Origin of the sequence: Massilia sp. S19_KUP03_FR1 (assembly GCF_036688685.1) — a bacterium.
Classification (GTDB): domain Bacteria; phylum Pseudomonadota; class Gammaproteobacteria; order Burkholderiales; family Burkholderiaceae_D; genus JALYUM01.
Window position 1 is genome coordinate 141,672 of sequence record NZ_JAQQPS010000016.1, and the last position, 23,091, is coordinate 164,762.

The window sequence follows — 23,091 nt, forward strand, 5'->3', positions numbered from 1 at the left end:
GAGTTGCCGTCACCCCGGCGAAAGCCGGGGCCCATGCTGAGCGTGTCCCTGAGGAAGTGCCGGTTCAGTATGGATCCCGGCCTGCGCCGGGACGACGGTGGTAGCGTGTTTGCATTGCGGCGGGATTACGCCACCACTTCCACCTTGTCGTTCGCCTCTTCCATGCTGCTGTTATGCATCTCTTCCAGCGCACGTTTGTATTCCGTCGGGAACACTTTGACGAATTTGCTGCGACCTACCGCCCAGTCGTCGAGCAGGTTGCGGGCGCGGGTGCTGCCGGTATGCTTGAAATGGCGTTGCACCAGGCGTTTCAAAATGGCCTCGTCGGACTCGCGCTCGCTTTCGCGCGACTGGCTGTGCCAGGCCGACGCGTCAGTCTGGTCGCGCGTGCTCAGCACCGGTTCCAGGTTCACCATCGTCAGATTGCAGCGTTTCTCGAAATCGCCTTCCGGGTCATATACATACGCGACGCCGCCCGACATGCCGGCCGCAAAGTTGCGTCCCGTCTCGCCCAGCACCACGACCGTGCCGCCCGTCATGTATTCGCAGCCATGGTCGCCGCAGCCTTCGACCACCGCCGTCGCGCCGGAGTTACGCACGGCAAAACGTTCACCGGCGACGCCATTAAAGAAGGCTTCACCGGAAATCGCACCGTACAGCACCGTGTTGCCCACGATAATGTTGTCCACCGCCCAGCCGCGGAATTCGGTATTCGGCCGCACGATGATGCGTCCGCCCGACAAACCCTTGCCGACGTAATCGTTGCCTTCGCCGACCAGGTCAATCGTGATGCCGGCGGCAAGGAAGGCCGCGGCCGACTGGCCCGCCGTCCCTTGCAACTGGATATGGATGGTGTCGTCCGGCAAACCGGCGTGGCCGTAGCGCTGCGCCACTTCGCCCGACAACATGGTGCCGACTGTGCGATTGACGTTGCGCACCGGCGAAATGAACGAGACGCGCTCGCCCTTCTCCAGTGCGGCCTTGGCTTGCGCGATCAATTTATGGTCGAGCGCCTTGTCGAGGCTGTGATCCTGCGCGCCGGTATGGAAAATCGACTGGCCGCTGGTGTTTTCCGGCTGATAGAAAATGGCCGAGAAATCCAGGCCGCTGGCTTTCCAGTGGGCGATGGCTTTCGATTTGTCCAGCAAATCGGCGCGGCCGATCAGTTCGTCGTAGGTGCGGATGCCCAGTTGCGCCATCAGCTGGCGGGCTTCTTCGGCGACAAAGAAGAAGTAATTGACGACGTACTCAGGCTTGCCGGAAAACTTGGCGCGCAGGATAGGGTCTTGCGTTGCCACGCCTACCGGGCAGGTGTTCAAGTGGCATTTACGCATCATGATGCAACCCTCGACCACCAGCGGCGCGGTCGCAAAACCGATTTCGTCGGCGCCCAGCATGGCGGCAATGACGACGTCGCGGCCGGTTTTCATCTGGCCGTCGGCCTGCACGCGGATGCGGCTTCTTAAACCGTTCAATACCAGCGTCTGCTGGGTTTCGGCCAGGCCGAGCTCCCACGGCGTGCCAGCATGTTTCACCGACGACAACGGCGAGGCGCCGGTGCCGCCGTCGTGACCAGCCACCACCACGTGGTCGGCCTTCGCCTTGGTGACGCCGGCGGCGACGGTGCCGATGCCCACTTCCGACACCAGTTTCACCGAGATCGATGCGCGTGGATTGGCGTTTTTCAGGTCGTGGATCAGCTGGGCCAGATCTTCGATCGAATAAATATCGTGGTGCGGCGGCGGCGAAATCAGGCCGACACCCGGCACCGAGAAACGCAGCGCGGCAATGTACTGGGTAACCTTGTGGCCCGGCAGCTGACCGCCTTCACCCGGTTTTGCGCCCTGCGCCATCTTGATTTGAATCTGGTCGGCGGAATTGAGGTACTCGGTGGTGACGCCGAAACGGCCGGACGCCACCTGCTTGATTTTTGAGCGCAGCGAGTCGCCTTCCTGCAACGGAATGTCAACCACGACGTTCTGTTCGCCGATGACCGACGCCATGGTCTGGCCCTGGCGAATTGGAATGCCCTTCAGTTCCTGGGTGTAGCGGAACGGATCTTCGCCGCCTTCTCCCGTGTTCGACTTGCCGCCGATGCGGTTCATGGCGATGGCCAGCGTGGCGTGCGCCTCGGTCGAAATCGAGCCGAGCGACATGGCGCCGGTGGCAAACCGCTTGACGATTTCCTTGGCCGGCTCGACTTCGTCAATCGAAATCGCTTTGCTCTGGTCGACCTTGAACTCGAACAGGCCGCGCAGAGTCAAATGGCGGCGCGACTGGTCATTGATCAGCTGCGCGTATTCTTTATAGGTGCTGAAATTGTTGGCGCGGGTCGCGTGCTGCAGTTTTGCGATGGCATCCGGCGTCCACATATGGTCTTCACCACGCACGCGGAAGGCGTACTCGCCGCCGGCGTCGAGTGCGTGCGCCAGCACCGGGTCGGGGCCGAACGCGAGGTTATGCAGGCGCAGCGCTTCTTCGGCCACTTCAAACAGGCCGATGCCTTCGACGTTCGACGAGGTGCCCTTGAAATATTTGTTAACCAGCGACTTGTTCAGGCCCACGGCTTCGAAAATCTGCGCGCCGCAGTAGGACATATAGGTCGAGATACCCATCTTCGACATCACCTTCATGAGGCCCTTGCCGACCGCCTTGGTGTAGTTGTAGATGGCGGTGTCGGCGGACAGGTCGCCGGGCAGGCCAGCGGCCAGCTCGACCAGTGTTTCCATGGCCAGGTAGGGGTGGACGGCTTCCGCGCCGTACCCTGCCAGCAAGGCAAAGTGGTGGGTTTCGCGGGCGGAACCGGTTTCAACCACCAGGCCGGTGGAGGCGCGCAGGCCGCGGCCGACCAGGTGCTGGTGGATGGTCGAGGTGGCCAGCAGCGCGGGGATGGCGACCTGGTCGGCAGCGACGTTGCGGTCGGAAACGATCAGGATGTTGTGGCCGGATTTGACGGCGTCGACCGCTTCGGCGCAGAGCGAGGCCAGCGAGGCTTCGATACCCTCTTTACCCCAGCCGACCGGGTAGCAGATATTCAGCTCATACGACTTGAACTTGCCGCCCGTGTGCTGGGTGATGTTGCGCAGACGCGCCATATCGTTAAAGCCCAGCACCGGCTGCGACACTTCCAGGCGCATCGGCGGGTTGACGTTGTTCGTGTCGAGCAAGTTCGGTTTCGGGCCGATGAACGAGACCAGCGACATCACCATCGCTTCGCGGATCGGGTCGATCGGCGGATTGGTCACTTGGGCAAACAATTGTTTGAAGTAGTTATATAAAGGTTTGAGCTTGTTCGACATCACCGCCAGCGGCGAGTCGTTGCCCATCGAACCAGTGGCTTCTTCGCCCAGGATCGCCATTGGCGCCATCAGGAACTTCAGGTCTTCCTGGGTGTAGCCGAACGCTTGCTGGCGGTCCAGCAGCGAGGCGCCGGCCTTTTCGCCCAGCGCCGGGGTGTCCTTGGCGCGGTTGTGCACCAGCTGACTTTCGGACAGCTTGATTTCGTTCAGCTTGATGCGCACCGAGTTGATCCACGCCTTGTACGGCTTGCCGTTGGCGTACATGTCCTTCAACTCTTTGTCGTCGATGATGCGGCCCGCTTCCAGGTCGATCAGGAACATTTTGCCGGGCTGCAAACGCCATTTTTTGACGATGCGCGATTCGGCGATCGGCAGCACGCCCGATTCGGACGCCATGACCACCAGGTCGTCGTCGGTGACGATGTAGCGGGCCGGGCGCAGGCCGTTGCGGTCCAGCGTGCCGCCGATGTGGCGGCCGTCGGTGAAGGCCATCGCGGCGGGGCCGTCCCACGGCTCCATCATGGCCGCGTGGTATTCATAGAAGGCGCGGCGGTTGTCGTCCATGGTGGAATGGTTTTCCCAGGCTTCCGGGATCATCATCATCATGGCTTGTGCAATCGGGTAGCCGGCCATGATCAACAGCTCGAGGGCATTGTCGAAGCAGGCCGTGTCGGACTGGCCTTCATAGATAAGCGGGAACAGTTTCTGCAGGTCATCGCCCAGCACGGCCGACTTCATGACGCCTTCACGGGCACGCATCCAGTTGAAATTGCCTTTGACGGTGTTGATTTCACCGTTGTGGGCGATCAGGCGGTACGGGTGCGACAGCGGCCATTCCGGGAAGGTGTTGGTCGAGAAACGCTGGTGCACCAGGGCCAGGGCCGAGATGCAACGGGCATCCTGCAGGTCCTTGTAATACACGCCCACCTGGTCAGCCAGCAGCAAACCTTTATAAACGATGGTGCGCGCCGACATCGACGGCACGAAAAATTCCTTGCCGTGCATCAGTTTCAGCGCCTGGATTGCGTGGCCGGACGATTTACGGATCACATACAGTTTGCGCTCGAGGGCGTCGGTGACCATGATGTCGGGGCCGCGGCCGATGAAAATCTGGCGGATGACTGGTTCCTTGGCGCGCACGGTGGGCGACATCGGCATGCTGTCGTCGAGCGGCACATTGCGCCAGCCCAGCACGACCTGGCCCTCGATGCGCGCGGCGCGCTCGATTTCCTGTTCACAGGCGATGCGCGAAGCATGCTCTTTCGGCAAGAACACCATGCCGACGCCGTATTCACCGGGCGGCGGCAGCTCAATACCCTGCTTCGCCATCTCGTCGCGGAAATACTGGTCCGGGATCTGGATCAGGATCCCGGCGCCATCGCCCATCAATTTGTCGGCCCCGACCGCACCGCGGTGGTCCAGATTCTTCAAAATCAACAGCCCCTGCTCGACGATCGAGTGGCTCTTGTTACCTTTGATGTGGGCGATGAACCCGACGCCGCAGGCATCGTGTTCGTTGGCGGGATCATATAAACCTTGGGCAATCATGCGTCTCTCCACAACAAATCAGGGGTTGGAGGTTGAGAATAGTGCAATGCAACAGACAACGTCAACCCAAACAATTAGGGTCAGAGTCGAATTGTTTTGCAACATTTCTCCAGCACGATTAATTGGGGACAGAGTCAATCCAGGGGAGGTTCGGTGCTTCTGCCCTATGGCGTCACAGCGATCAGACGGGGGTTTCTTTGAAAGGACGGCCGCGTTTGGCGGGCAAAATCTGCCGTTGCGTCGTACGTTCGAGGTTTTCCTTGAACGTCAGCGAGCCGAGCGGCAGGCTGCGCATCAACGACGTCGAGATGAAATCCAGTTCATCCGGGGTGATGCCCTGGTCCACCAGCGCAATATAGGCCGCTTCGCGCTGGAACGGCGTATTGCCGAGCGCCCAAAACAGGGGATGGTCGCTGAGCAGCGTGTCGATGCGCGCGCCGGCGTGGTGGGCGTAGCTCGACCACGGGTAGTCGAGCGGCGTGGCTGATAGATGCCCGCGTACGGGATTGAGGTCGATATAACGGCTGCAGGCAAGGAAATAGCGGTCGGTGTCGACCAGCGAGGTGCGGAAGCGCCCCTGGAACAGGCTGCCATAGCGTTCGTACTTGTTGTTAAACCACGGCACGTAGTAGCGGCCCAGCTTCTGCATCATCTGCGCCAAACCCTCATTGTCGATCGGCGTGGCCAGCAGATGCACGTGGTTTGGCATCAGCACGTAGGCGTGGATCGCCACCCGATAGAATTTGGCGCATTCTTTAAGCCAGGCCATGAAGCGCTGGCAATCTTCCTCGTCGCGGACAATGGCCTGGCGATCATTGCCGCGCTGGATGACGTGATGCGGCTGGTTCGGGATGACGAGGCGTGGAGGACGGGCCATGGCAGGAATCGGAAAGGGGAGAGCGGCGGATTTTAACCAAGCCGACCGACTCTGTCCCTAATTAATCGCAAGTCGCCTCAAAAAGCGCGTGACTCTGTCCCCAATTCAAGCGAAAGCAGGTTTTCCCGAAGCAATTGCTTAAAAATTCGACACTGACCCTACCTTGGGGTGTCGCTGAATTGAGACAAAAAAATTGCTCAAAAAAGCGACACTGACCCTAATTATTAAGTACGAGCCTTGGGGAAAGGGTATTACGCGAGGGTGAAGCCGGCGGAGAGGCTGTAGCCTTCGCCGTAGGCGCTGCGCAGCGGCAGGTCCTGGGCCAGGCCGGTGCGCACTTTTTTGCGCAGGCGGTAGACCAGCATGTCCACCCGGCGGCTGGCGTCGGGATCGTCGCCACCCATGCCGGCCACAATCACCTGGCGCGGGACGGGACGGGTGTTGATGGTGAGCAAGTGCAAGAAATTGCACTCTTTTTCGGTCAGGTCGATCAGCTTGCCCGTCAACTCCAGCTGGCGCGCGCTCACGCGCAGCGTCCACTTGCTCAGCGTCGGGGTCGGCTCGTGCGGACGAACACGGCGGTCCAGCGCCTCGATGTGGGCGGCCAGCTCGGGGAACTTGATCGGCTTGGTCAGATAGTGGTCGGCGCCCAGGCGCAGGCCGAGAATCCGGTTGTCGAAGGCGACGCGGCCGGTAAGCACCAGCAAGCCGATTTCCGGATACAGCTGGCGCATGCGCGGAATCACATTGAACCCGTCCTCATCCGGCAAGCCCAGGTCGAGCACCACGACGGCAGCCGGCGTGCGCGTCAGCGCCGCCCACATTTCGCTGGCAGTGGTGGCGATGGTGACCTCATGGTCCAACTCGCGCAGGAACTCAGCCATATCGATGGCATAGTCCCCATTATCTTCAACGATCAGTATCTGCGTCATGGGTAGGCCATGTGAATGTTAGTGGTGATGGCGGACATGCGCAGGGCGCCTAACCCGGTGTTCCAGCAGGATTATCACTGCTGGGCGCAGCAGAAGCAAGTTGTTTCCCGGCATCACGAATTGGCAATTGGATTTTGAATACGGTTGGCGCCTGGCCCACTGCCGAAGTCAGTTCAATCGTGCCGCCGTGCACCTCGATCACCGAGCGCGCCATGTACAGGCCCAGGCCGCTGCCGGGCAAGCCCAGCGCATTGCGGCCACGGAAAAATTTATTGAATACCAGCCCCACTTCATCGGCGGGAATGCCGGCGCCTTCATTGCTCACTGAAAGCTCGAGATTGCTGCGCACGGCGCTTCCGGGTGCGGCAGGCACCGTGTCGCCGCGCAACACGATGGTTGAGTCGCCCGGCGAAAACTGAATCGCATTGTCGACCAGGATTTTAACCGCCAGGCGCAAGCCGGCCGGATCGCAGCGCACGCTGGCCGGCACCTCGCCCAGCGCAATGCTGACGTGGCGTCCCGCCGCGCGGGCCAGGACGGCGCCTTCCTCCAGCACCAGCTTGGGCGCCAGCGCGTCGGCCTTACGCTGGTGCCCGATGTCGAGCATGCGCTCGGGCGACAGGTAGTCGTCCAGCATCGCGATCAAGCGGTCGGCAGCCAGCCCGATCTTGCGGTAGCGCGCGCGCGTCGCCTCGTCAGCATGGTGGTGCGTCGCTTCCAGGCGCTGGATGGCGCCGTCGATGGTCGACAGCGGGGTGCGGAATTCGTGGTTGAGCATGCTGGCGAAACGGCGCCGCTCCTTGTCGCGCGCACGCCGGTCGGACAGGTCGCGCGCGATACCGACCAGCACAAGCGCGCGGCCGTCCTCGTCGAGCAACAAACGCGACGTGATTTCCAGCGCGATCAACTCGCCGTCGCTGCGCGGCACTTCGCATTCGCGCACCAGTTGCAAGCGCGTGGCGTCCCCATCGGCAAGACGCTGCAGGCGCTGGGCCAGACCGGCACCCAAGCCCGCCAGCGGGCCCGGACTGCCACCGAGTTGCTGCGCGACGTCGTTCATGGAATAGCCGAGAACGGTTTCCACAACCGGACTGACGTAGAGCGGCTTGCCGCTGGCGCAGTCGATACTCCAGGCAATATCGCCGCCCAATTCAGCGATGGCGCGAAATTGCTCCGACAGCGCAATGGCGGCGCCTGGCAGGCTTAGATCAAAATCGGCGTGAACGGACATCAGAACCTTCAATGAAGAGTGCCGCACTAGTATATGCGCCGACTTGTCAGATGTATATAAGGTTGTCATTAAACAGTTTCTTTTGGTAACAGAAATTGTTGAATGACGTTGCTTTTATAGCGATTCGAGAGGCGCAAAAATCGCTTGCAGGTCTTCTTGCGTCAGTGCCATCTTCTGCGACTCGCCTTCGGCCAGAATTGATTGCGCCAATTCCGATTTTTTTTGCTGTAGTAATTGAATCTTTTCTTCCAGTGTGCCCTTGGCAATCAGTTTGTAGACGAACACCGGTTTATCCTGGCCAATGCGCCAGGCGCGATCGGTGGCTTGCTGTTCGGCAGCCGGATTCCACCACGGATCGTAGTGGATCACGGTGTCGGCCGCGGTCAGATTCAGGCCGACGCCGCCCGCTTTCAAACTGATCAGGAAAATCGGCACCGCACCCTGCTGGAATGCGGCGACCTGGGCCGCGCGGTCACGGGTGTCGCCGGTCAACAAGGCGTAGCGGATATTGCGGGCGTTCAGTTCTTCTTCGATCAGTGCCAGCATGCTGGTAAATTGCGAAAAAACCAATATCTTGCGGCCTTCATCCAACAGATCGTCGACCATCTGCATCAAATCGATCAACTTGGCCGACGCCCCGGCAGACTTCTTCGCCGGCAACGATTTCACCAACCTCGGGTCGCAGCAGACCTGGCGCAGTTTCAGCAAGGCTTCGAGAATCACGATCTGGCTGCGCGCCACGCCTTTGCGGTCGATTTCGTCGCGCACTTTCTTGTCCATCGCCAAGCGCACGGTTTCATACAGGTCGCGCTGCGGTCCGGTCAGTTCGACCTTGCGCACCACTTCCGTCTTGCTTGGCAATTCCTTGGCAACATTGTCCTTGGTCCGGCGCAGCAGGAAGGGCCGGATGCGGCGATTCAGCAAGGTGCGCCGCACCGGATCGTCCTGGCGTTCGATCGGATGGCGGAACTGGCTGTTGAAGGTTTTTTCGTCGCCCAGCAAGCCCGGCAGCAAAAAATGAAATTGCGACCACAGTTCGCCCAGGTGATTTTCAAGCGGCGTGCCGGTCAGACACAGGCGGTGACGCGCATTGAGCATGCCGGCCGTCTGCGCCGCCTTCGAGCGGTTGTTCTTGATGTAGTGCGATTCGTCCAGGATGATCAGGTGAAACGCGTGCTCGCGCAGCTTTTCTTCGTCGCGCGGCAGCAAGGCGTAGGTCGTCAGCACCAGGTCGACTTCTTCGATCTGGTCGAACATGTCCATGCGCTCTTTGCCTTGCAGCAACAGCACGCGCAGGCCGGGCGCAAAGCGCGCGGCCTCTTCCTGCCAGTTGGTCATCAGGCTGGTCGGGGCGATCACGAGTGCCGGATTGGTGAGACGCCCAGCTTCCTTCTCCACCAAAATGTGCGCCAGCGTTTGCACCGTCTTGCCCAGACCCATGTCATCGGCCAGGATGCCGGCCAGGTCGTATTCGCGCAGGAATTGCATCCAGGCCAGACCGTCGGCCTGGTAATCGCGCAAGGTGGCCTGTAATCCCACCGGCGCCGGCACTTTTTGCACCGCGCCGAACATGCTCAGCTTGCGACCCGTTTCGCGCAGTTGTTCGCCACCAATCCAGCGCAACGCCGTGCCACGCGCCAACTCTTCCAGGCGGCTGGCGTCCAGCGTCGACAGGCGCAGTTTTCCTTTGATCTTGTCGTTAAAATACAACTCACCCAGCGTGGTCAGGATCGGTTTCACGCGGCCCCACGGCAGCGCCACGCGCTGGCCATCGGGCAACACCGCCAGCACCTGGTCGGTGTCCGCATGCGCAGCCAGGACTTCCGGATCGAAATCCGTCGGCGCGCTGCGGATCATCTGCACCAGCACCGGCAGCAGGGGAATCCGGTGGCGATTGACGACGATGCCCAGTTCCAGTTCGAACCAGGCATGGCCCGCTTCTTCCGGCTCGTCGATCTGGGCGTACCAGTTTTCCACCGGCACCACGTCATAGCGGTATTTGGGCGCACGCTGCACATGGAAACCGGCATCGGACAGCGCGTCGAGATCGTTTTCGGCAAAGCGCAGCCAGTGCGCCTGGCTTTCCAGTTGCAAGGCGCCGGCCAGGGCGTTCAGGGGCGCCGTAGCCGGCTTGTGGAAACCGCGCGCGTGCAACGCTTCCAGGGCCGCGCGCTCCGCATCGGCATCGCGCGCGATAATTTCGGTGATGTCGCCGATCTGGCGCACCACGCGCTGCGATGGATCAAAGGAAATGCGCTGGCCGTCGTAATCGAACGACAGCACGGCGAAATCGTGGGCGCGCTGGCCGGCGCCATCGGCCAGAATGACGGCGTCGAGGAGCAGCACCGGTTGCGGTTTGACGTCGTTGCGCAGGCGCTGGGTCAGCGGTTGCGGCAAGGGCATCAATTGTTGCAGGCCATGGGCCAGCAGCAATTGCGAGACGCGCCGCTTGTCGGTCCCGGCCAGCGTCGGCGCTTGCGCCACCAGGGCTTGCAGCTCGGCCAGGGTGATGTCGACGCCGCCACGGTTCAGTTCCAGCGGGCCGCAGGACAGGTTGTCGATGTACCACGGCGGGTCGGTCGGCAACATGTAGTCGATCTGGTCGGCCGCGCTGTGGGTGTTGCCCGGCGGCGGCGCCACGCACCAGCCGAGACGCGCATTCTTGCCTTCGTCGCGCCAGGCCAGGTTGGCCTCGCGCATCGGTCCCTGCTGCAGCGGATACACCAGCCCATTGCCCATGTCGGACCAGGAGTTGGCCCACAGTAATTTACCTTGCTCGAGCAGCATCTGCAGCAAGATGGCGCCGACTTTGCCCTTCGGCTCGGTGGCGCTGGTGGTCTGGGTGGACCCGCTGCGCATGGCGATAAAGAAGCGCACCAGGTCTTCGTCCTCGCCTTCCAGGTAACTAGGCGGGGCTGACAGCAAGGTAAACACTTCGCTCACCGGGCTGGCCGAGGCCACATCGCCGTTCGGGCGCAAGCGCGCTTTGCACAGGCACACGGCGACATGGCGACCACCGCTGGTGGGCGCCATCACATACACGAATTTGTACTGGATCAGCTTGGGATCCTTGACCTCGTCGGTCAGCTTGGGCTGCGGATGCGCCGCCGCCTCGACCCGCTGCAGCCAACTGGTGACCGATGCGGGCAGCGCGGGCGAACGCGCAGGGCTACTGGCTGGAGGGGTGTCGCCGGCATCGTCGCGGTGAAAATCAACTGTGTGCATGGGTCTCTAAGGAATGTATCAAAAGCAACAACACCAGTTATTATCTCTTATCCGGGCGGTTCTGTTTTGTTCCTGACTTCAGTTCACACAGAAAAGTTTTATTGCTGAAATTATTCGACGCCGCCCGCGCCCCCCTCCCCCAGCGCCGCGCGCATTCCTACGGCGCGCTGTTGACCAAGTAGCGTTGCGTCGACGCGACTGATTCGCCGGCTGATGGCTGCTTAGTCGGCACACCGCCTGGTGTCAAGACTGGCGCATTCTCGTCGAATGCGTATGATTGCCCGCTTGACTGACCGCCCCGGACTCACTGACACATGCTGCCTTCCATCGAACAACGCCTTGCCCTCGAACTCGTCGCCAAACCTGCGCAGGTGGCCGCCGCCATCGCCTTGCTCGATGAAGGTGCCACTGTGCCCTTCATCGCCCGTTACCGCAAGGAAGCCACGGGCGGACTCGACGACATCCAGTTGCGCCTGCTGGAAGAACGCTTGCGCTACCTGCGCGAGCTGGAAGACCGGCGCGCCGCCATCGTCGCGTCGATCACCGAGCAGAACAAGATGACGCCGGCCTTGCTCGACGCGATCACCCACGCCGAAGACAAGACCCGCCTCGAAGATTTGTACTTGCCCTACAAACAGAAACGCCGCACCAAGGCGCAGATCGCCATCGAAGCGGGCCTGGCGCCGCTGGCCGACGCGCTCCTGGCCGATCCCATGCTGACACCGGAACAAGCCGCCGCCGCCTACCTGCGCGATCCGTTCAGCAATGAGGACGGCAGCGCCAACCCGGGCGTGGTCGACGCCAAGGCGGCGCTGGACGGCGCGCGCCAGATCCTGATGGAGCGCTTTGCCGAGGACGCCGGGCTGCTGAAAAGCTTGCGCGAGTATGTGCAGGAACACGGCATCGTCGAATCGAAAGTGGTCACGGGCAAGGAAGATGAAGGCGAAAAGTTCGCCGACTATTTTGATTACTCGGAAACCATCGGCACCGTGCCCTCGCACCGCGCGCTGGCACTGCTGCGCGGACGCCGCGAAGGCATGCTGGACGTCACCTTGCGGCTCGACACCGAGCTTGAAAAACCAAAATGGGATGCGCCGCACAACCCCTGCGAAGGCCGCATCGCCGCCCGTTTCGGCATCAAGAACACGGGTCGTCCCGCCGACAAATGGCTGGCGGACACGGCGCGCTGGACCTGGCGCGTCAAAAGTTTCATGCACCTGGAATCGGAATTGATGGGCGCCCTGCGTGAACGCGCCGAGCTCGACGCGATCCAGGTGTTCGCCTTGAACCTGAAAGCGCTGCTGCTGGCCGCCCCGGCCGGCCCGCGCGCCACCATGGGCCTCGATCCGGGCTTGCGTACCGGCGTCAAGGTCGCCGTGGTGGACACCACCGGCAAGGTTGTCGATACCGCTGTCATCTACCCGCACCAGCCGAAAAACGACTGGGAAGGGTCGCTCCACACGCTGGGCAAGCTGGCCGCCAAGCACAATGTGTCGCTCATTTCGATCGGCAACGGCACCGGTTCGCGCGAGACCGATAAATTGTCGCTCGACCTGATCAAGCAGCAGCCCGAACTGAAACTGACGAAGATTGTCGTCTCGGAAGCGGGCGCATCGGTTTATTCCGCATCCGAATTCGCGTCGAAGGAGTTGCCCGACATGGATGTGTCCCTGCGCGGCGCCGTGTCGATTGCGCGCCGCCTGCAGGATCCGCTGGCCGAACTGGTCAAAATCGACCCGAAATCGATCGGCGTGGGTCAGTATCAACACGATGTGAGCCAGAGCCAGCTGGCCCGTTCGCTCGACGCGGTGGTGGAAGATTGCGTCAATGCGGTAGGCGTCGATGTGAATACGGCCTCGGCGCCGCTGCTGGCGCGCGTGTCCGGCCTGTCGGCCAGCGTGGCGCAGAGCATCGTCAGCTACCGCGATCTGAAAGGGGCATTCGCCTCGCGCGCGGCCTTGAAAAGTGTCCCGCGCCTTGGCGATAAAACCTATGAACAGGCCGCCGGCTTTTTGCGCGTGATGGGCGGCGCCAATCCGCTCGATGCCTCGGCGGTGCACCCGGAATCCTATCCGCTGGTCGAAAAAATCCTGGCCGACCTGAAAAAAGACCTGAAAGGCGTGATCGGCGAGGCGGCCCTGCTGAAATCGCTCAATCCTGCGCGCTATGCCGACGATAAATTCGGCGTGCCGACCATTACCGATATTTTGAAAGAGCTGGAAAAGCCGGGACGCGATCCGCGCCCGGAGTTTTCCACGGCGACGTTCAAGGAAGGCGTCGAAGAAATCCGCGACCTGCGGCCGGACATGATTCTCGAGGGTGTGGTCACCAACGTGGCGGCATTCGGCGCCTTTGTCGACATCGGCGTGCACCAGGATGGCCTGGTCCATATTTCGGCGCTGTCGAATACCTTCGTGAAGGATCCGCACACGGTGGTCAAGGCGGGACAGGTCGTCAAAGTCAAGGTGCTGGAAGTCGACGAGAAGCGAAAACGCATTGCGTTGACCATGCGCCTGACCGACAGCGCACCGCAAGCAGGTTCAAAACCGGAACAGCGACCGGACCGCAACGACCGCACGCGCGTGGCGCAGCAAAACAAAAAGGATGAACGGGTGCCAACGGCGGGCGGCGCAATGGCAGCGGCGTTTGCGAAGTTTAAAAAATAGGTAAAATGGTGCCATTCATTCATTTACCCTGAGGCAGCCATGAGCGACGTACAAACCTGGATCAAAGAGACCGTGAACAGCACCCCTGTCGTACTGTTCATGAAAGGCACGGCCCAGTTTCCACAGTGCGGCTTTTCCGGCCGCGCCATTCAAATCCTGAAATCCTGCGGCGTCGAGAACATCGCCACAGTGAACGTGCTGGAAGATCCGGAAGTTCGCCAGGGTATCAAGGATTATTCGAACTGGCCAACCGTGCCGCAGCTGTATGTCAAAGGCGAATTCGTCGGCGGCACCGACATCATGAACGAGATGTTCGCGTCCGGCGAACTGAAGGCCCTGCTGGATGCCTGAGGCCAAGCCGCGCCGGATCGTTGTTGCCATCACAGGCGCCACCGGCGCGGTGTATGGCGTGCGGCTGCTGCAGCTCCTGGGCGCCATTCCCGGCGTCGAAACGCACCTGGTGGTTTCCGACGCCGCGGCCCTGACCCTGCAAACCGAAGTGGGCATGCAGCGGCGCGACGTCGAAGCCTTAGCGCACGTCGTGCATAAAAATCGTGAGATTGGCGCCACCATTGCCAGCGGCTCGTTCCAGAGCGACGGCATGGTGATTGCACCTTGTTCGATGAAAACCCTGGCCGCTGTGGCACTGGGCCTGTCGGACAACCTGATCGCGCGCGCGGCCGATGTGGTGCTCAAGGAGCGCCGCCGGCTCATCTTGATGGTGCGCGAAACGCCATTCAACCTGGCGCACCTGCGCAACATGACGTCCGTGACCGAAATGGGCGGCATTATCTTCCCGCCACTGCCAGGCTTTTATCAGAAGCCGGCGTCGATCGAGGAAATGGTCGACCACACCGTGGCCCGTGTCATCGATCTGCTTGGCATTGACCATACGCTGGCGCCACGCTGGGCCGGCATCAAGGCCAGCTGACAGGTCAGCGTTTCTCGAACACGCTCTCGGTACGCTTCTGTTCCCTGGCTTCTTCCACCATGTGCCGCTGCGCGATACGCTTGCGCATCACTTCGGCATGCTGGGCAGCTGTCATTGGGGGGACGGTCATCAAGTCTTTCAACTTCGCGGTATTGCTGTAGTTACTTTTCATGGACGGCACTATCCTCGGCGGAAACACGTAACAAAAGGCAAGAACGCTACGCCTTGATTATGGCGCACGATCCGCATTTGTGCTGGTCCGCTTGAAGATATTGTGAAATGCAGTCACTCACGCGTGGCAAGCACGCGCTGAAAAGGCAGCCGCTGGCACGGCTGCGTCGCAAGCAACGACCTACTTCTGGTAATTAACGCGGACCAGCATGCGGATGAATTCACGCGCCAGCTGGCGGTGATGTTCATCGAGGCGCTGCAGATCCGAGATCAGCTTCACGTCCGCCGATTCAAAACGTGGCACGCCAGCGCCGTCGCCATTGGCAGCAGCATCGTTGTCGCCACCGAAACGCAGCCAGTCGGCAGGTACGCCAAGCCACTGCGCGATCATGCGCAGTTTTTCTTGCGTCGGGATCGCTTCGCCGACCAGCCATTTACGAGCGGCATGGACGGTAATCGGGCGACCTTCAAAACGTACATTGAATTCACGGGCCAGGCGGGTTGGGCTGTCCGGGGAGTAATGGGCATTTTTCAGAGCCGTCTGCAGGCGTTCGCTGAAATTTTCGCGTTCGTTTGTCGAGTTCATAGGTGCGGGTGGTGGATTAACGACGCTCGGCGCGCTAGGGGTGGAAAAATTTGTGACAATTCCGACAGTGTTATTTAACATAGTTGTGATTATTGAGAGAATTACAGGGGTTTAACGCATCGTGCCACAAAGTTGGTATGTTTGTGCAGGACAAGGCAAAAATAAAAATGGCTAGATGGTCAAAATACGGGCAATTCAAGTCAGTAAATACTAAAAATGCTGAATAAAATGCAGTAAATCCTGCATGTACCACTAGGAACAAATCGATTTAAATTAATTTTTACGCTTGATCGCAAGCATCTGTTAATTGTTTACTTAACGCAACAACCTCTTCACTTGCGCTCTATGGCAAGCCGGTCCTCGAGCGCAGCGTTGAGCGCTTAAGATGTTGCTCAACGTGCATTATTAAGTGAAAAAACAGCCATCCGCTTACTGTAAATACGAAGAGTAAAGCCAGAAAATTCAGCATTTGTTACGAGAAGTTTATATGTTGCACTATGTTACTTTAAGAAACATACCGAAAAGGGGGTGAAAATACGTGACGGCGTGACATGGCCCTGAAACACCCTGCCCCTGCCTTGGTCCGCCGCTGAGCGCGCAGAAGAAGAAAACGCGGCAAACCGCGATTTTTGCGCCGGAAAAGATCGGCGCGCTACAATGTAATTGACGTTGACGTAAACGGAAATCAACGCGCATCGTGCGGTTTCACCCCTCGCATAGCGCAAATTCCCCTATTTTTAACCTCTGTCCACCACAACCATGCGTACCTATACCATCGCCGAACTGGCCAAAGAATTCGACCTGACGGCCCGTGCCATTCGCTTCTATGAAGACCACGGCCTGCTCAGCCCGATGCGCGAAGGATCCGGCCAACGCAGCCGGGTCTACACGGCGCGCGACCGAACCCGCCTGAAGCTGACCCTGCGCGGCAAACGGCTGGGCCTGACCCTGTCTGAAATCAAGAGCATCGTCGACATGTATGAGTCGCCCAAAGACACCGTGGCGCAAACGGAACGTTTCCTGGGTGTGCTGACCCACCAGCGCGCCACGCTCGAGCAGCAACGCGTCGATATCGACATGGCGCTGGCCGAGATCGCTGCGCACGAGGACGAGTGCCGGCGCATGCTGGCCGAGGCAGGTGTCGCTCAGGCTGCCGCCACGGCCTGAGCGACCGACACACGGCTGGCTTGACGTTTACGTTAACGTCACTTGCGCGTATCATCGCCTTTCCTTACCGCGCACTTTTGTGGAGACGACATGCTGCACCTACCAGGCTTGACCTTTGACCATGGCGAAGACATCGCCGCGCTGCGCGAAGCGATCCAGCAATTCGCTGCCGCCGAAATCGCCCCGCGCGCTGCCGAGATTGACCGCAGCGACCAGTTTCCAATGGACCTGTGGCGCAAGATGGGCGAGCTGGGCGTGCTCGGCATTACCGTGAGCGAGGAATACGGTGGCGCCAATATGGGCTATCTGGCCCACATCGTCGCGATGGAAGAAATTTCGCGCGCGTCCGCTTCGGTCGGCCTGTCGTACGGCGCTCACTCGAATCTGTGCGTCAACCAGATCAAGCGCAACGGTACTGAAGCACAAAAACAGAAATATCTGCCGAAACTCATTTCCGGTGAACACATCGGCGCGCTCGCCATGTCCGAGCCGAATGCCGGTTCCGACGTCGTCAGCATGAAACTGCGCGCCGATTTGAAGGGCGACCGCTACGTTCTGAACGGCACCAAGATGTGGATTACCAATGGCCCCGACGCCGACACCCTCGTGGTGTACGCCAAGACCGACCTGGACGCCGGTGCGCGCGGCATGACCGCCTTCCTCATCGAGAAAAGCTTCAAGGGTTTCTCGGTTGCGCAAAAGCTCGACAAGCTCGGCATGCGCGGCTCGCACACGGGTGAACTGGTGTTCCGCGATTGCGAAGTGCCGGTCGAGAACGTTCTGGGCGGCCTCGGCAAGGGCGTCAACGTGCTGATGTCAGGCCTCGATTTCGAGCGCACTGTGCTCTCCGGCGGCCCGCTCGGCATCATGGCCGCGTGCATGGATGCGGTCGTGCCGTACGTGCATGAACGCAAGCAGTTCGGCCAGGCGATCGGCGAGTTCCAGCTGATGCAGGGGAAGCTGGCAGACATGTATTCGACCATGATGGCCTGCAAGGCGTATGTCTACGCAGTAGGACAGGCATGCGACCGCGCCGGCTCGCCCGAAGCCGTGCGCGCCCTGCGCAAAGACGCTGCCGGCGCGATCCTGTATTCAGCCGAAAAGGCGACCTGGATGGCCGGCGAAGCGATCCAGACGCTGGGCGGCAATGGCTACATCAACGAGTATCCGGTCGGGCGCTTGTGGCGCGACGCGAAGCTGTACGAAATTGGTGCGGGCACCAGCGAAATTCGCCGGATGCTGATCGGGCGCGAGTTGTTTGGCGAAACAATGTAAACGGTTTATTTATTTATTACCGCTCCACTTGTCACGTCTGTCCATAAACTGAATGGAGAACACCATCATGAATGATCCTATCGTTATCGTCGGCGCAGCGCGCACCCCCATGGGCGGGTTTCAGGGCGATTTTTCTTCTCTCTCCGCGAGCGACCTCGGCGCCGTCGCCATCAAGGCAGCCGTCGAACGCGCCGGTCTCGATCCCACCCTGGTCGAACACGTTTATTTCGGTAACTGCCTGATGGCGGGCCAGGGCCAGGCCCCGGCTCGCCAGGCCCTGATCAAGGCCGGCCTGCCGGTTTCCACCGGCGCCGTGACCCTGTCCAAAATGTGCGGCTCGGCCATGCAGAGTGCAATCTTCGCGCACGATGCCCTGCTCGCTGGCAGTGCCGACGTGATTGTCGCCGGCGGCATGGAATCGATGACCAATGCGCCGTACCTGATCCCGAAAGCGCGCGGCGGCTACCGCATTGGCCATGGCATCATGTTCGACCACATGATGCTCGACGGCCTGGAAGACGCCTACAGCCGCAACGAAAAAACCGGTGAAGGCCGCTCGATGGGCACCTTCGCCGAAGAGTGCGTGGCCAGCTACCAGTTCACGCGCGAGCAGCAGGATGCGTTTGCCATCGCATCGGTCCAGCGCGCCCAGCACGCCACCGCAGAGGGCCATTTCAAGTGGGAGATCGCGCCGGTCACCGTGAGCGGCCGCGGCGGCGACACCGTCATCGAAAAAGATGAGGGCCCGCTCAAGGCCAAACTGGAAAAAATCCCGAGTCTGCGCGCCGCCTTCAAAAAAGACGGCACCATTACGGCCGCCTCCTCGTCGTCGATCAACGACGGCGCCGCCGCTCTGGTGATGATGCGCGCCTCGAAAGCGGCCGAACTGGGCCTGTCGCCAATCGCGCGCATCGTCGCCCACGCCACGCATGCGCAAGCGCCCGACCTGTTCACCACGGCGCCGATCGGCGCGCTCCATAAACTGTTCAAGAAAACCGGCTGGCGCGTCGGCGAGGTTGACCTGTTCGAGATTAACGAAGCCTTTGCCGCGGTGCCGATGGCGGCCATGAAGGACCTCGACATCCCGCACGATAAAATCAATATCCACGGCGGCGCATGCGCGCTGGGCCACCCGATCGGCGCATCCGGCGCCCGCATTCTGGTGACGCTGATGGGCGCACTGAAACAGACCGGCGGCAAGCGTGGCGTTGCGGCACTGTGCATCGGTGGCGGCGAAGCGACCGCAATGGCCATCGAAATGGTATAAAACGATACTTGTCGAATAGTGGGAGAACGGATGTCAACTGCACTCATTCTGGGCGCTTCGCGCGGCATTGGCCATGAACTGGTGCGCCAGTACCGTGCCGACGGCTGGCGCGTCATCGCCACCGCACGCAAGCAGTCCGACTGCGACGCCCTGAAAGAAATGGGCGCCGAAGCGCATCTGCTGGATGTCAACGACACGGCCGGCATCGCCGCCATGGGCTGGAAGCTCGACGACGAGCGCATCGACGCGGCCTGGCTGGTGGCCGGCGTCTACGGCCCCCGCCATGCGGGCTTTCCGACCGACGTCGAATTCGATGAGGTCATGCACACCAACGTCCTGTCGGCGATGCGTTTGCTGCCGGTGGTGGCACCGCTGGTGGCAGCCGTGCGCGGCAAGGTGGCCGTGATTTCGTCGCGTATGGGTTCGATTGGCGAGCGCACCAGCGCCAGCGGCTCGCTGTACCGCGCCAGCAAGGCGGCACTGAACTCGGTCCTGAAAGACACGGCCCTGACTTACGGCGGCGCCGGCGCCACCTGCGTCGCCTTTCACCCGGGCTGGGTGCAAACCGACATGGGCGGCAGCGGCGCCGACCTGGTGGTGGCCGACAGCGTGCGTGGTATGCGCACGGCGCTGGCCGGCATCAAGCCAGAGGCCAACGGTTCCTTCCTCAACTACGACGGCACCAGCCTTCCCTGGTAAAGCGAATCTGACGCCATGATCCTCACCGAAGAACACGCCATGATCCGCGACGCCCTGCGCAGCTTTGCGCAGGCGCGCCTGGTACCCAACGCCGCGCGCTGGGATCGCGAACACCATTTCCCGCAAGCGGAGTTGAAAGAGCTGGCGGCGCTGGGCGCGTTCGGCGTAGCCGTGCCCGAGCAATACGGCGGTGCCGGCCTCGATTACGTCGCCCTGGCGCTGGTGCTGGAAGAAATCGCTGCCGGCGACGGCGGCACCTCGACCATCATCTCGGTCAACAACTGCCCGGTATGCTCGATCGCCATGATGTATGCGAACGAGGCGCAAAAGGTGCAATGGCTCACGCCCCTGGCCAGCGGCGCCATGCTGGGCGCGTTTGCGCTGACCGAGCCGCACACGGGCAGCGATGCGGCGGCATTGCGCACCACGGCCGTACGCGCTGGCGACAGCTATGTCATCAACGGCTCGAAACAGTTCATCACCAGCGGCAAATACGGCGACGTCGCCATCGTCATGGCGGTAACCGACAAGGCAGCCGGCAAACGCGGCATCAGCGCGTTCTGGGTGCCGACCGATACCCCTGGCTACATCGTGGCCGGGGTCGAGCAGAAGATGGGCCAGCACTCGTCGGACACGGCGCAAATCCTGTTCGATAATTGCCGCATCCCCGTGGAAAACCTGATCGGCGAGGAGGGGCAAGGTTACAAGATTGCCTTGTCCGGCCTCGAGGGCGGGCGCATCGGGATCGCCTCGCAGGCGGTCGGCATGGCGCGCGCCGCGTTCGACGCGGCCCTGGCCTATGCCAGGGAGCGCGAGAGCTTCGGCAAGCCGATTTACGAGCACCAGGCGGTGCAGTTCAGGCTGGCCGACATGGCCACCAGAATCGAAGCGGCGCGCCAGCTGATTCACCATGCGGCAATGATGAAGGACGCCGGCCTGCCCTGCCTGAAGGAAGCGGCGATGGCAAAACTGTTCGCATCCGAAATGGCCGAGCGCGTGGTGTCGGACGCCATGCAGGTCTTCGGCGGCTACGGCTATGTGAGCGATTTTCCCATCGAGCGTATCTACCGCGACGTGCGCGTTTGCCAGATCTACGAAGGCACCAGCGACATCCAGAAGATCCTGATCGCGCGCGCCCTGTGATAGCGCCGCCGGTCACCATCCACCCGCTGGAGCCGGGCCAGCTCCCGGCCTTGTTCGCCTATCTCGACGAGCACTTGCGCGACAATGGCAAAAACGGCACGCCACTGTTCCAGCCGCAGTCGCGCAGCGAGTCGACCTTTCCGGCCGACCGCAAGGCCGCGTTTGCGAATGGCCTGGCCACGCCGCTTGGCCTGCCCGGCTGGCGCCGCGCCTGGATCGCGCGTGACGCCAGCGGCGCCATCGCCGGCCACATCGACCTGCGCGCGCGGCCCGAAAAAGCCGCGGCCCACCGCGTGATGTTGGGCATGGGCGTGCAGCGCAAGCACCGCCGCCAGGGTCTCGCTACCCACCTGCTGCGCGCGGCCCACGCATGGGCGCTGCAGGAAACCACGCTCGACTGGATCGACCTTGAACTCCTCACGAGCAACCTGCCGGGACGCGCGCTGTATCTCGCCAACGGGTACGTGATTACCGGCGAAGTGGCCGACATGTTCCGGATCGATGGCGAGGCGTTGGGCTATACCTTCATGACGCTGGGACTGCGCTGACCATTCCTGCAGTGACACCCCCGAGATCCACCCAAGCAAGTGAAATCGCTTGGCTTCGTCCTGGCGGGCGCAACTGGGAGTGGCACAATCGTGGCATTCCGAAAGCCCCCTCGACTCACAGCGAACGGCTTATTGCGTGAGTACACTGACCTTGTCGATCGTAAAACTGGTCTGGGCGATCGAATCTTCCACCATGACATAGGTCAGGATCACCGTTTGCCCCTTGTACGGCAGCAGGTTGAAGCTACGGGTGGTGTAACCCGTCGCCTTGTTCAGGTTGGTGTACGTCGCCAGCGTGCCCAGCACGGTTCCAGCCGTATTCCTGACCGCCACCTCGAGCCGGTCGTAGGCCATGGTCGTGGTGGTTTCGGCGCTATCGATGTGCAGGGCAAAACTGAGCGTGGCAGACTTGGCTGTTGCTGGCAGCACCACGGCTTGGGCCAGGGCCTCGACCGCCATGGTGCCGTTACCGCCGAGGTAGCCGAACTGGCTGCCTTCGGCCGCGGCCTGGCCGGACCCGGCCCACGAACCGATCACCCCGACGTCACCGCTCCAACCGGTCACGCCGGCCTCGAAACCGCCGTTGACGATGCGCTCGACGCCAGATATCGCCGTCACCGTCAACGTCACCGTCAGCGCGGCGTTGGCGCTGGTGGCGCTGGTTGGGGCGGCCGCCGAGTCGGTGACCTTGACGCTGAACACGGCGCCAGTGTCGGCTGCCTTGGTAACCAGGCTGTAGCTGGCCGCCGTGGCGCCGGCAATCGCCGCGCCATTCCGCAGCCACTGGTACTTGTAAGGCGCGGCGCCGCCACTGGCAGTCACGGCAAACGAGGCGGTCGCCCCGGCCAGCACGCTCACACTGGCCGGGTTCGACGCGATCGCCACGGCCGGCACCTTGACTGTCAGCGTGGCGTTGCTGCTAGTAGCGCTGGTGGGCGTGGCCGCCGAGTCGGTGACCTTCACGCTGAACACGGCGCCGGTATCGGCCGCCTTGGTGACAAGACTGTAGCTGGCCGCCGTGGCGCCGGCAATCGCCACACCACTCCTCAGCCACTGATACTTGTAAGGCGCGGCGCCGCCACTGGCGGTCACGGCAAACGACGCGGTGGCGCCGGCGAGGACACTCACGCTGGCCGGGTTCGACGCAATCGCCACGGCCGTCACCTTGACGGTCAGCGTGGCGTTGGCGCTGGTGGCGCTGGTGGGCGTGGCGGCCGAGTCGGTCACCTTGACGCTGAACACGGCGCCGGTATCGGCTGCCTTGGTGACCAGGCTGTAGCTAGCCGCGGTGGCGCTGGCAATGGCCGCGCCATTGCGCAACCATTGGTACTTGTAGGGCGCGGTGCCGCCGCTGGCGCTCACGGCAAACGAGGCAGTGGCGCCAGCAAGCACGCTCACGCTGGCCGGCTGCGATGCAATCGCCACGCTCGGCAGGGTGACCGTCAGGGAGGCGTTGGCGCTGGTGGCGCTGGTGGGCGTGGCGGCCGAGTCGGTCACCTTGACGCTGAACACGGCGCCGGTATCGG

At 61.7% G+C, this 23,091-nt stretch carries 16 protein-coding genes and 1 pseudogene; 9 read left to right on the top strand and 8 right to left on the bottom strand.

Annotated elements, in window-relative coordinates; all coding sequences use genetic code 11:
• Positions 1-125 precede the first annotated feature (125 nt).
• From V6M87_RS18465 to V6M87_RS18485, 5 genes are all read right to left on the bottom strand, one after another.
• A complete protein-coding gene (locus tag V6M87_RS18465; RefSeq protein WP_332878116.1) occupies positions 126-4,847 on the bottom strand; it encodes a glutamate synthase-related protein in 4,722 nt (1,573 codons plus the stop codon).
• Positions 4,848-5,028: 181 nt separating this feature from the next.
• Positions 5,029-5,724: a transposase gene (locus tag V6M87_RS18470; RefSeq protein ID WP_332878117.1), complete on the bottom strand. Its 696-nt coding sequence runs from the start codon at positions 5,722-5,724 to the stop codon at positions 5,029-5,031.
• Positions 5,725-5,975: 251 nt separating this feature from the next.
• Positions 5,976-6,656, bottom strand: coding sequence for a response regulator transcription factor (locus V6M87_RS18475; protein WP_332878118.1), 681 nt, complete (start codon positions 6,654-6,656; stop codon positions 5,976-5,978).
• A 49-nt stretch (positions 6,657-6,705) separates the two neighbouring features.
• Positions 6,706-7,887: a PAS domain-containing sensor histidine kinase gene (locus tag V6M87_RS18480; RefSeq protein ID WP_332878119.1), complete on the bottom strand. Its 1,182-nt coding sequence runs from the start codon at positions 7,885-7,887 to the stop codon at positions 6,706-6,708.
• Positions 7,888-8,001: 114 nt separating this feature from the next.
• On the bottom strand, positions 8,002-11,112 hold the full coding sequence (locus tag V6M87_RS18485; RefSeq protein WP_332878120.1) for a DEAD/DEAH box helicase: 3,111 nt from the start codon (positions 11,110-11,112) through the stop codon (positions 8,002-8,004).
• Between the two features lie 314 nt (positions 11,113-11,426).
• On the opposite strand from V6M87_RS18485, the gene V6M87_RS18490 reads away from it, so the two are divergent.
• The 3 genes from V6M87_RS18490 to V6M87_RS18500 are packed head-to-tail and all read left to right on the top strand — an operon-like array spanning position 11,427 to position 14,709.
• Complete coding sequence (locus tag V6M87_RS18490; RefSeq protein ID WP_332878121.1) at positions 11,427-13,778, top strand: Tex family protein; 2,352 nt, start codon at positions 11,427-11,429, stop codon at positions 13,776-13,778.
• 39 nt (positions 13,779-13,817) lie between these two features.
• Positions 13,818-14,129 (top strand): Grx4 family monothiol glutaredoxin, encoded by a 312-nt coding sequence (grxD, locus tag V6M87_RS18495; protein ID WP_332878122.1) that lies wholly within the window; start codon positions 13,818-13,820, stop codon positions 14,127-14,129.
• The gene (locus tag V6M87_RS18500; protein WP_332878123.1) at positions 14,122-14,709 is read left to right on the top strand and encodes a UbiX family flavin prenyltransferase; all 588 of its coding nucleotides are present in this window, start codon (positions 14,122-14,124) and stop codon (positions 14,707-14,709) included. Before grxD ends, V6M87_RS18500 begins: the two co-directional genes overlap by 8 nt.
• Before the next feature lie 4 nt (positions 14,710-14,713).
• Here the strand turns inward: V6M87_RS18500 and V6M87_RS18505 are convergent, their stop codons facing one another.
• Together V6M87_RS18505 and V6M87_RS18510 are read right to left on the bottom strand one after the other, a co-directional pair.
• Positions 14,714-14,839 (bottom strand): hypothetical protein, encoded by a 126-nt coding sequence (locus V6M87_RS18505; RefSeq protein ID WP_332878138.1) that lies wholly within the window; start codon positions 14,837-14,839, stop codon positions 14,714-14,716.
• 222 nt (positions 14,840-15,061) lie between these two features.
• Positions 15,062-15,547 (bottom strand): hypothetical protein, encoded by a 486-nt coding sequence (locus V6M87_RS18510; RefSeq protein WP_332878124.1) that lies wholly within the window; start codon positions 15,545-15,547, stop codon positions 15,062-15,064.
• A gap of 678 nt (positions 15,548-16,225) precedes the next feature.
• On the opposite strand from V6M87_RS18510, the gene V6M87_RS18515 reads away from it, so the two are divergent.
• The 6 genes from V6M87_RS18515 to V6M87_RS18540 all read left to right on the top strand — a co-directional run bounded on the left by V6M87_RS18515 (position 16,226) and on the right by V6M87_RS18540 (position 21,565).
• The gene (locus tag V6M87_RS18515) at positions 16,226-16,633 is read left to right on the top strand and encodes a MerR family transcriptional regulator (protein ID WP_332878125.1); all 408 of its coding nucleotides are present in this window, start codon (positions 16,226-16,228) and stop codon (positions 16,631-16,633) included.
• A gap of 90 nt (positions 16,634-16,723) precedes the next feature.
• Positions 16,724-17,908 carry an isovaleryl-CoA dehydrogenase gene (locus V6M87_RS18520; RefSeq protein ID WP_332878126.1) on the top strand — a complete coding sequence of 395 codons (1,185 nt, stop codon included), beginning with the start codon at positions 16,724-16,726 and terminating at the stop codon, positions 17,906-17,908.
• 67 nt (positions 17,909-17,975) lie between these two features.
• Complete coding sequence (locus tag V6M87_RS18525) at positions 17,976-19,175, top strand: acetyl-CoA C-acyltransferase (protein WP_332878127.1); 1,200 nt, start codon at positions 17,976-17,978, stop codon at positions 19,173-19,175.
• A 30-nt stretch (positions 19,176-19,205) separates the two neighbouring features.
• Complete coding sequence (locus V6M87_RS18530) at positions 19,206-19,874, top strand: SDR family oxidoreductase (RefSeq protein WP_332878128.1); 669 nt, start codon at positions 19,206-19,208, stop codon at positions 19,872-19,874.
• A 15-nt stretch (positions 19,875-19,889) separates the two neighbouring features.
• Entirely contained in the window at positions 19,890-21,017 is a 1,128-nt protein-coding gene (locus V6M87_RS18535) for an acyl-CoA dehydrogenase family protein (protein WP_332878129.1), read from the top strand.
• Positions 21,014-21,565 carry a GNAT family N-acetyltransferase gene (locus V6M87_RS18540; protein ID WP_332878130.1) on the top strand — a complete coding sequence of 184 codons (552 nt, stop codon included), beginning with the start codon at positions 21,014-21,016 and terminating at the stop codon, positions 21,563-21,565. Before V6M87_RS18535 ends, V6M87_RS18540 begins: the two co-directional genes overlap by 4 nt.
• A gap of 129 nt (positions 21,566-21,694) precedes the next feature.
• On the opposite strand, the pseudogene V6M87_RS18545 reads toward V6M87_RS18540, so the two are convergent.
• Positions 21,695-23,091 (bottom strand): annotated as a pseudogene (locus V6M87_RS18545) (hypothetical protein); the annotation flags it as partial.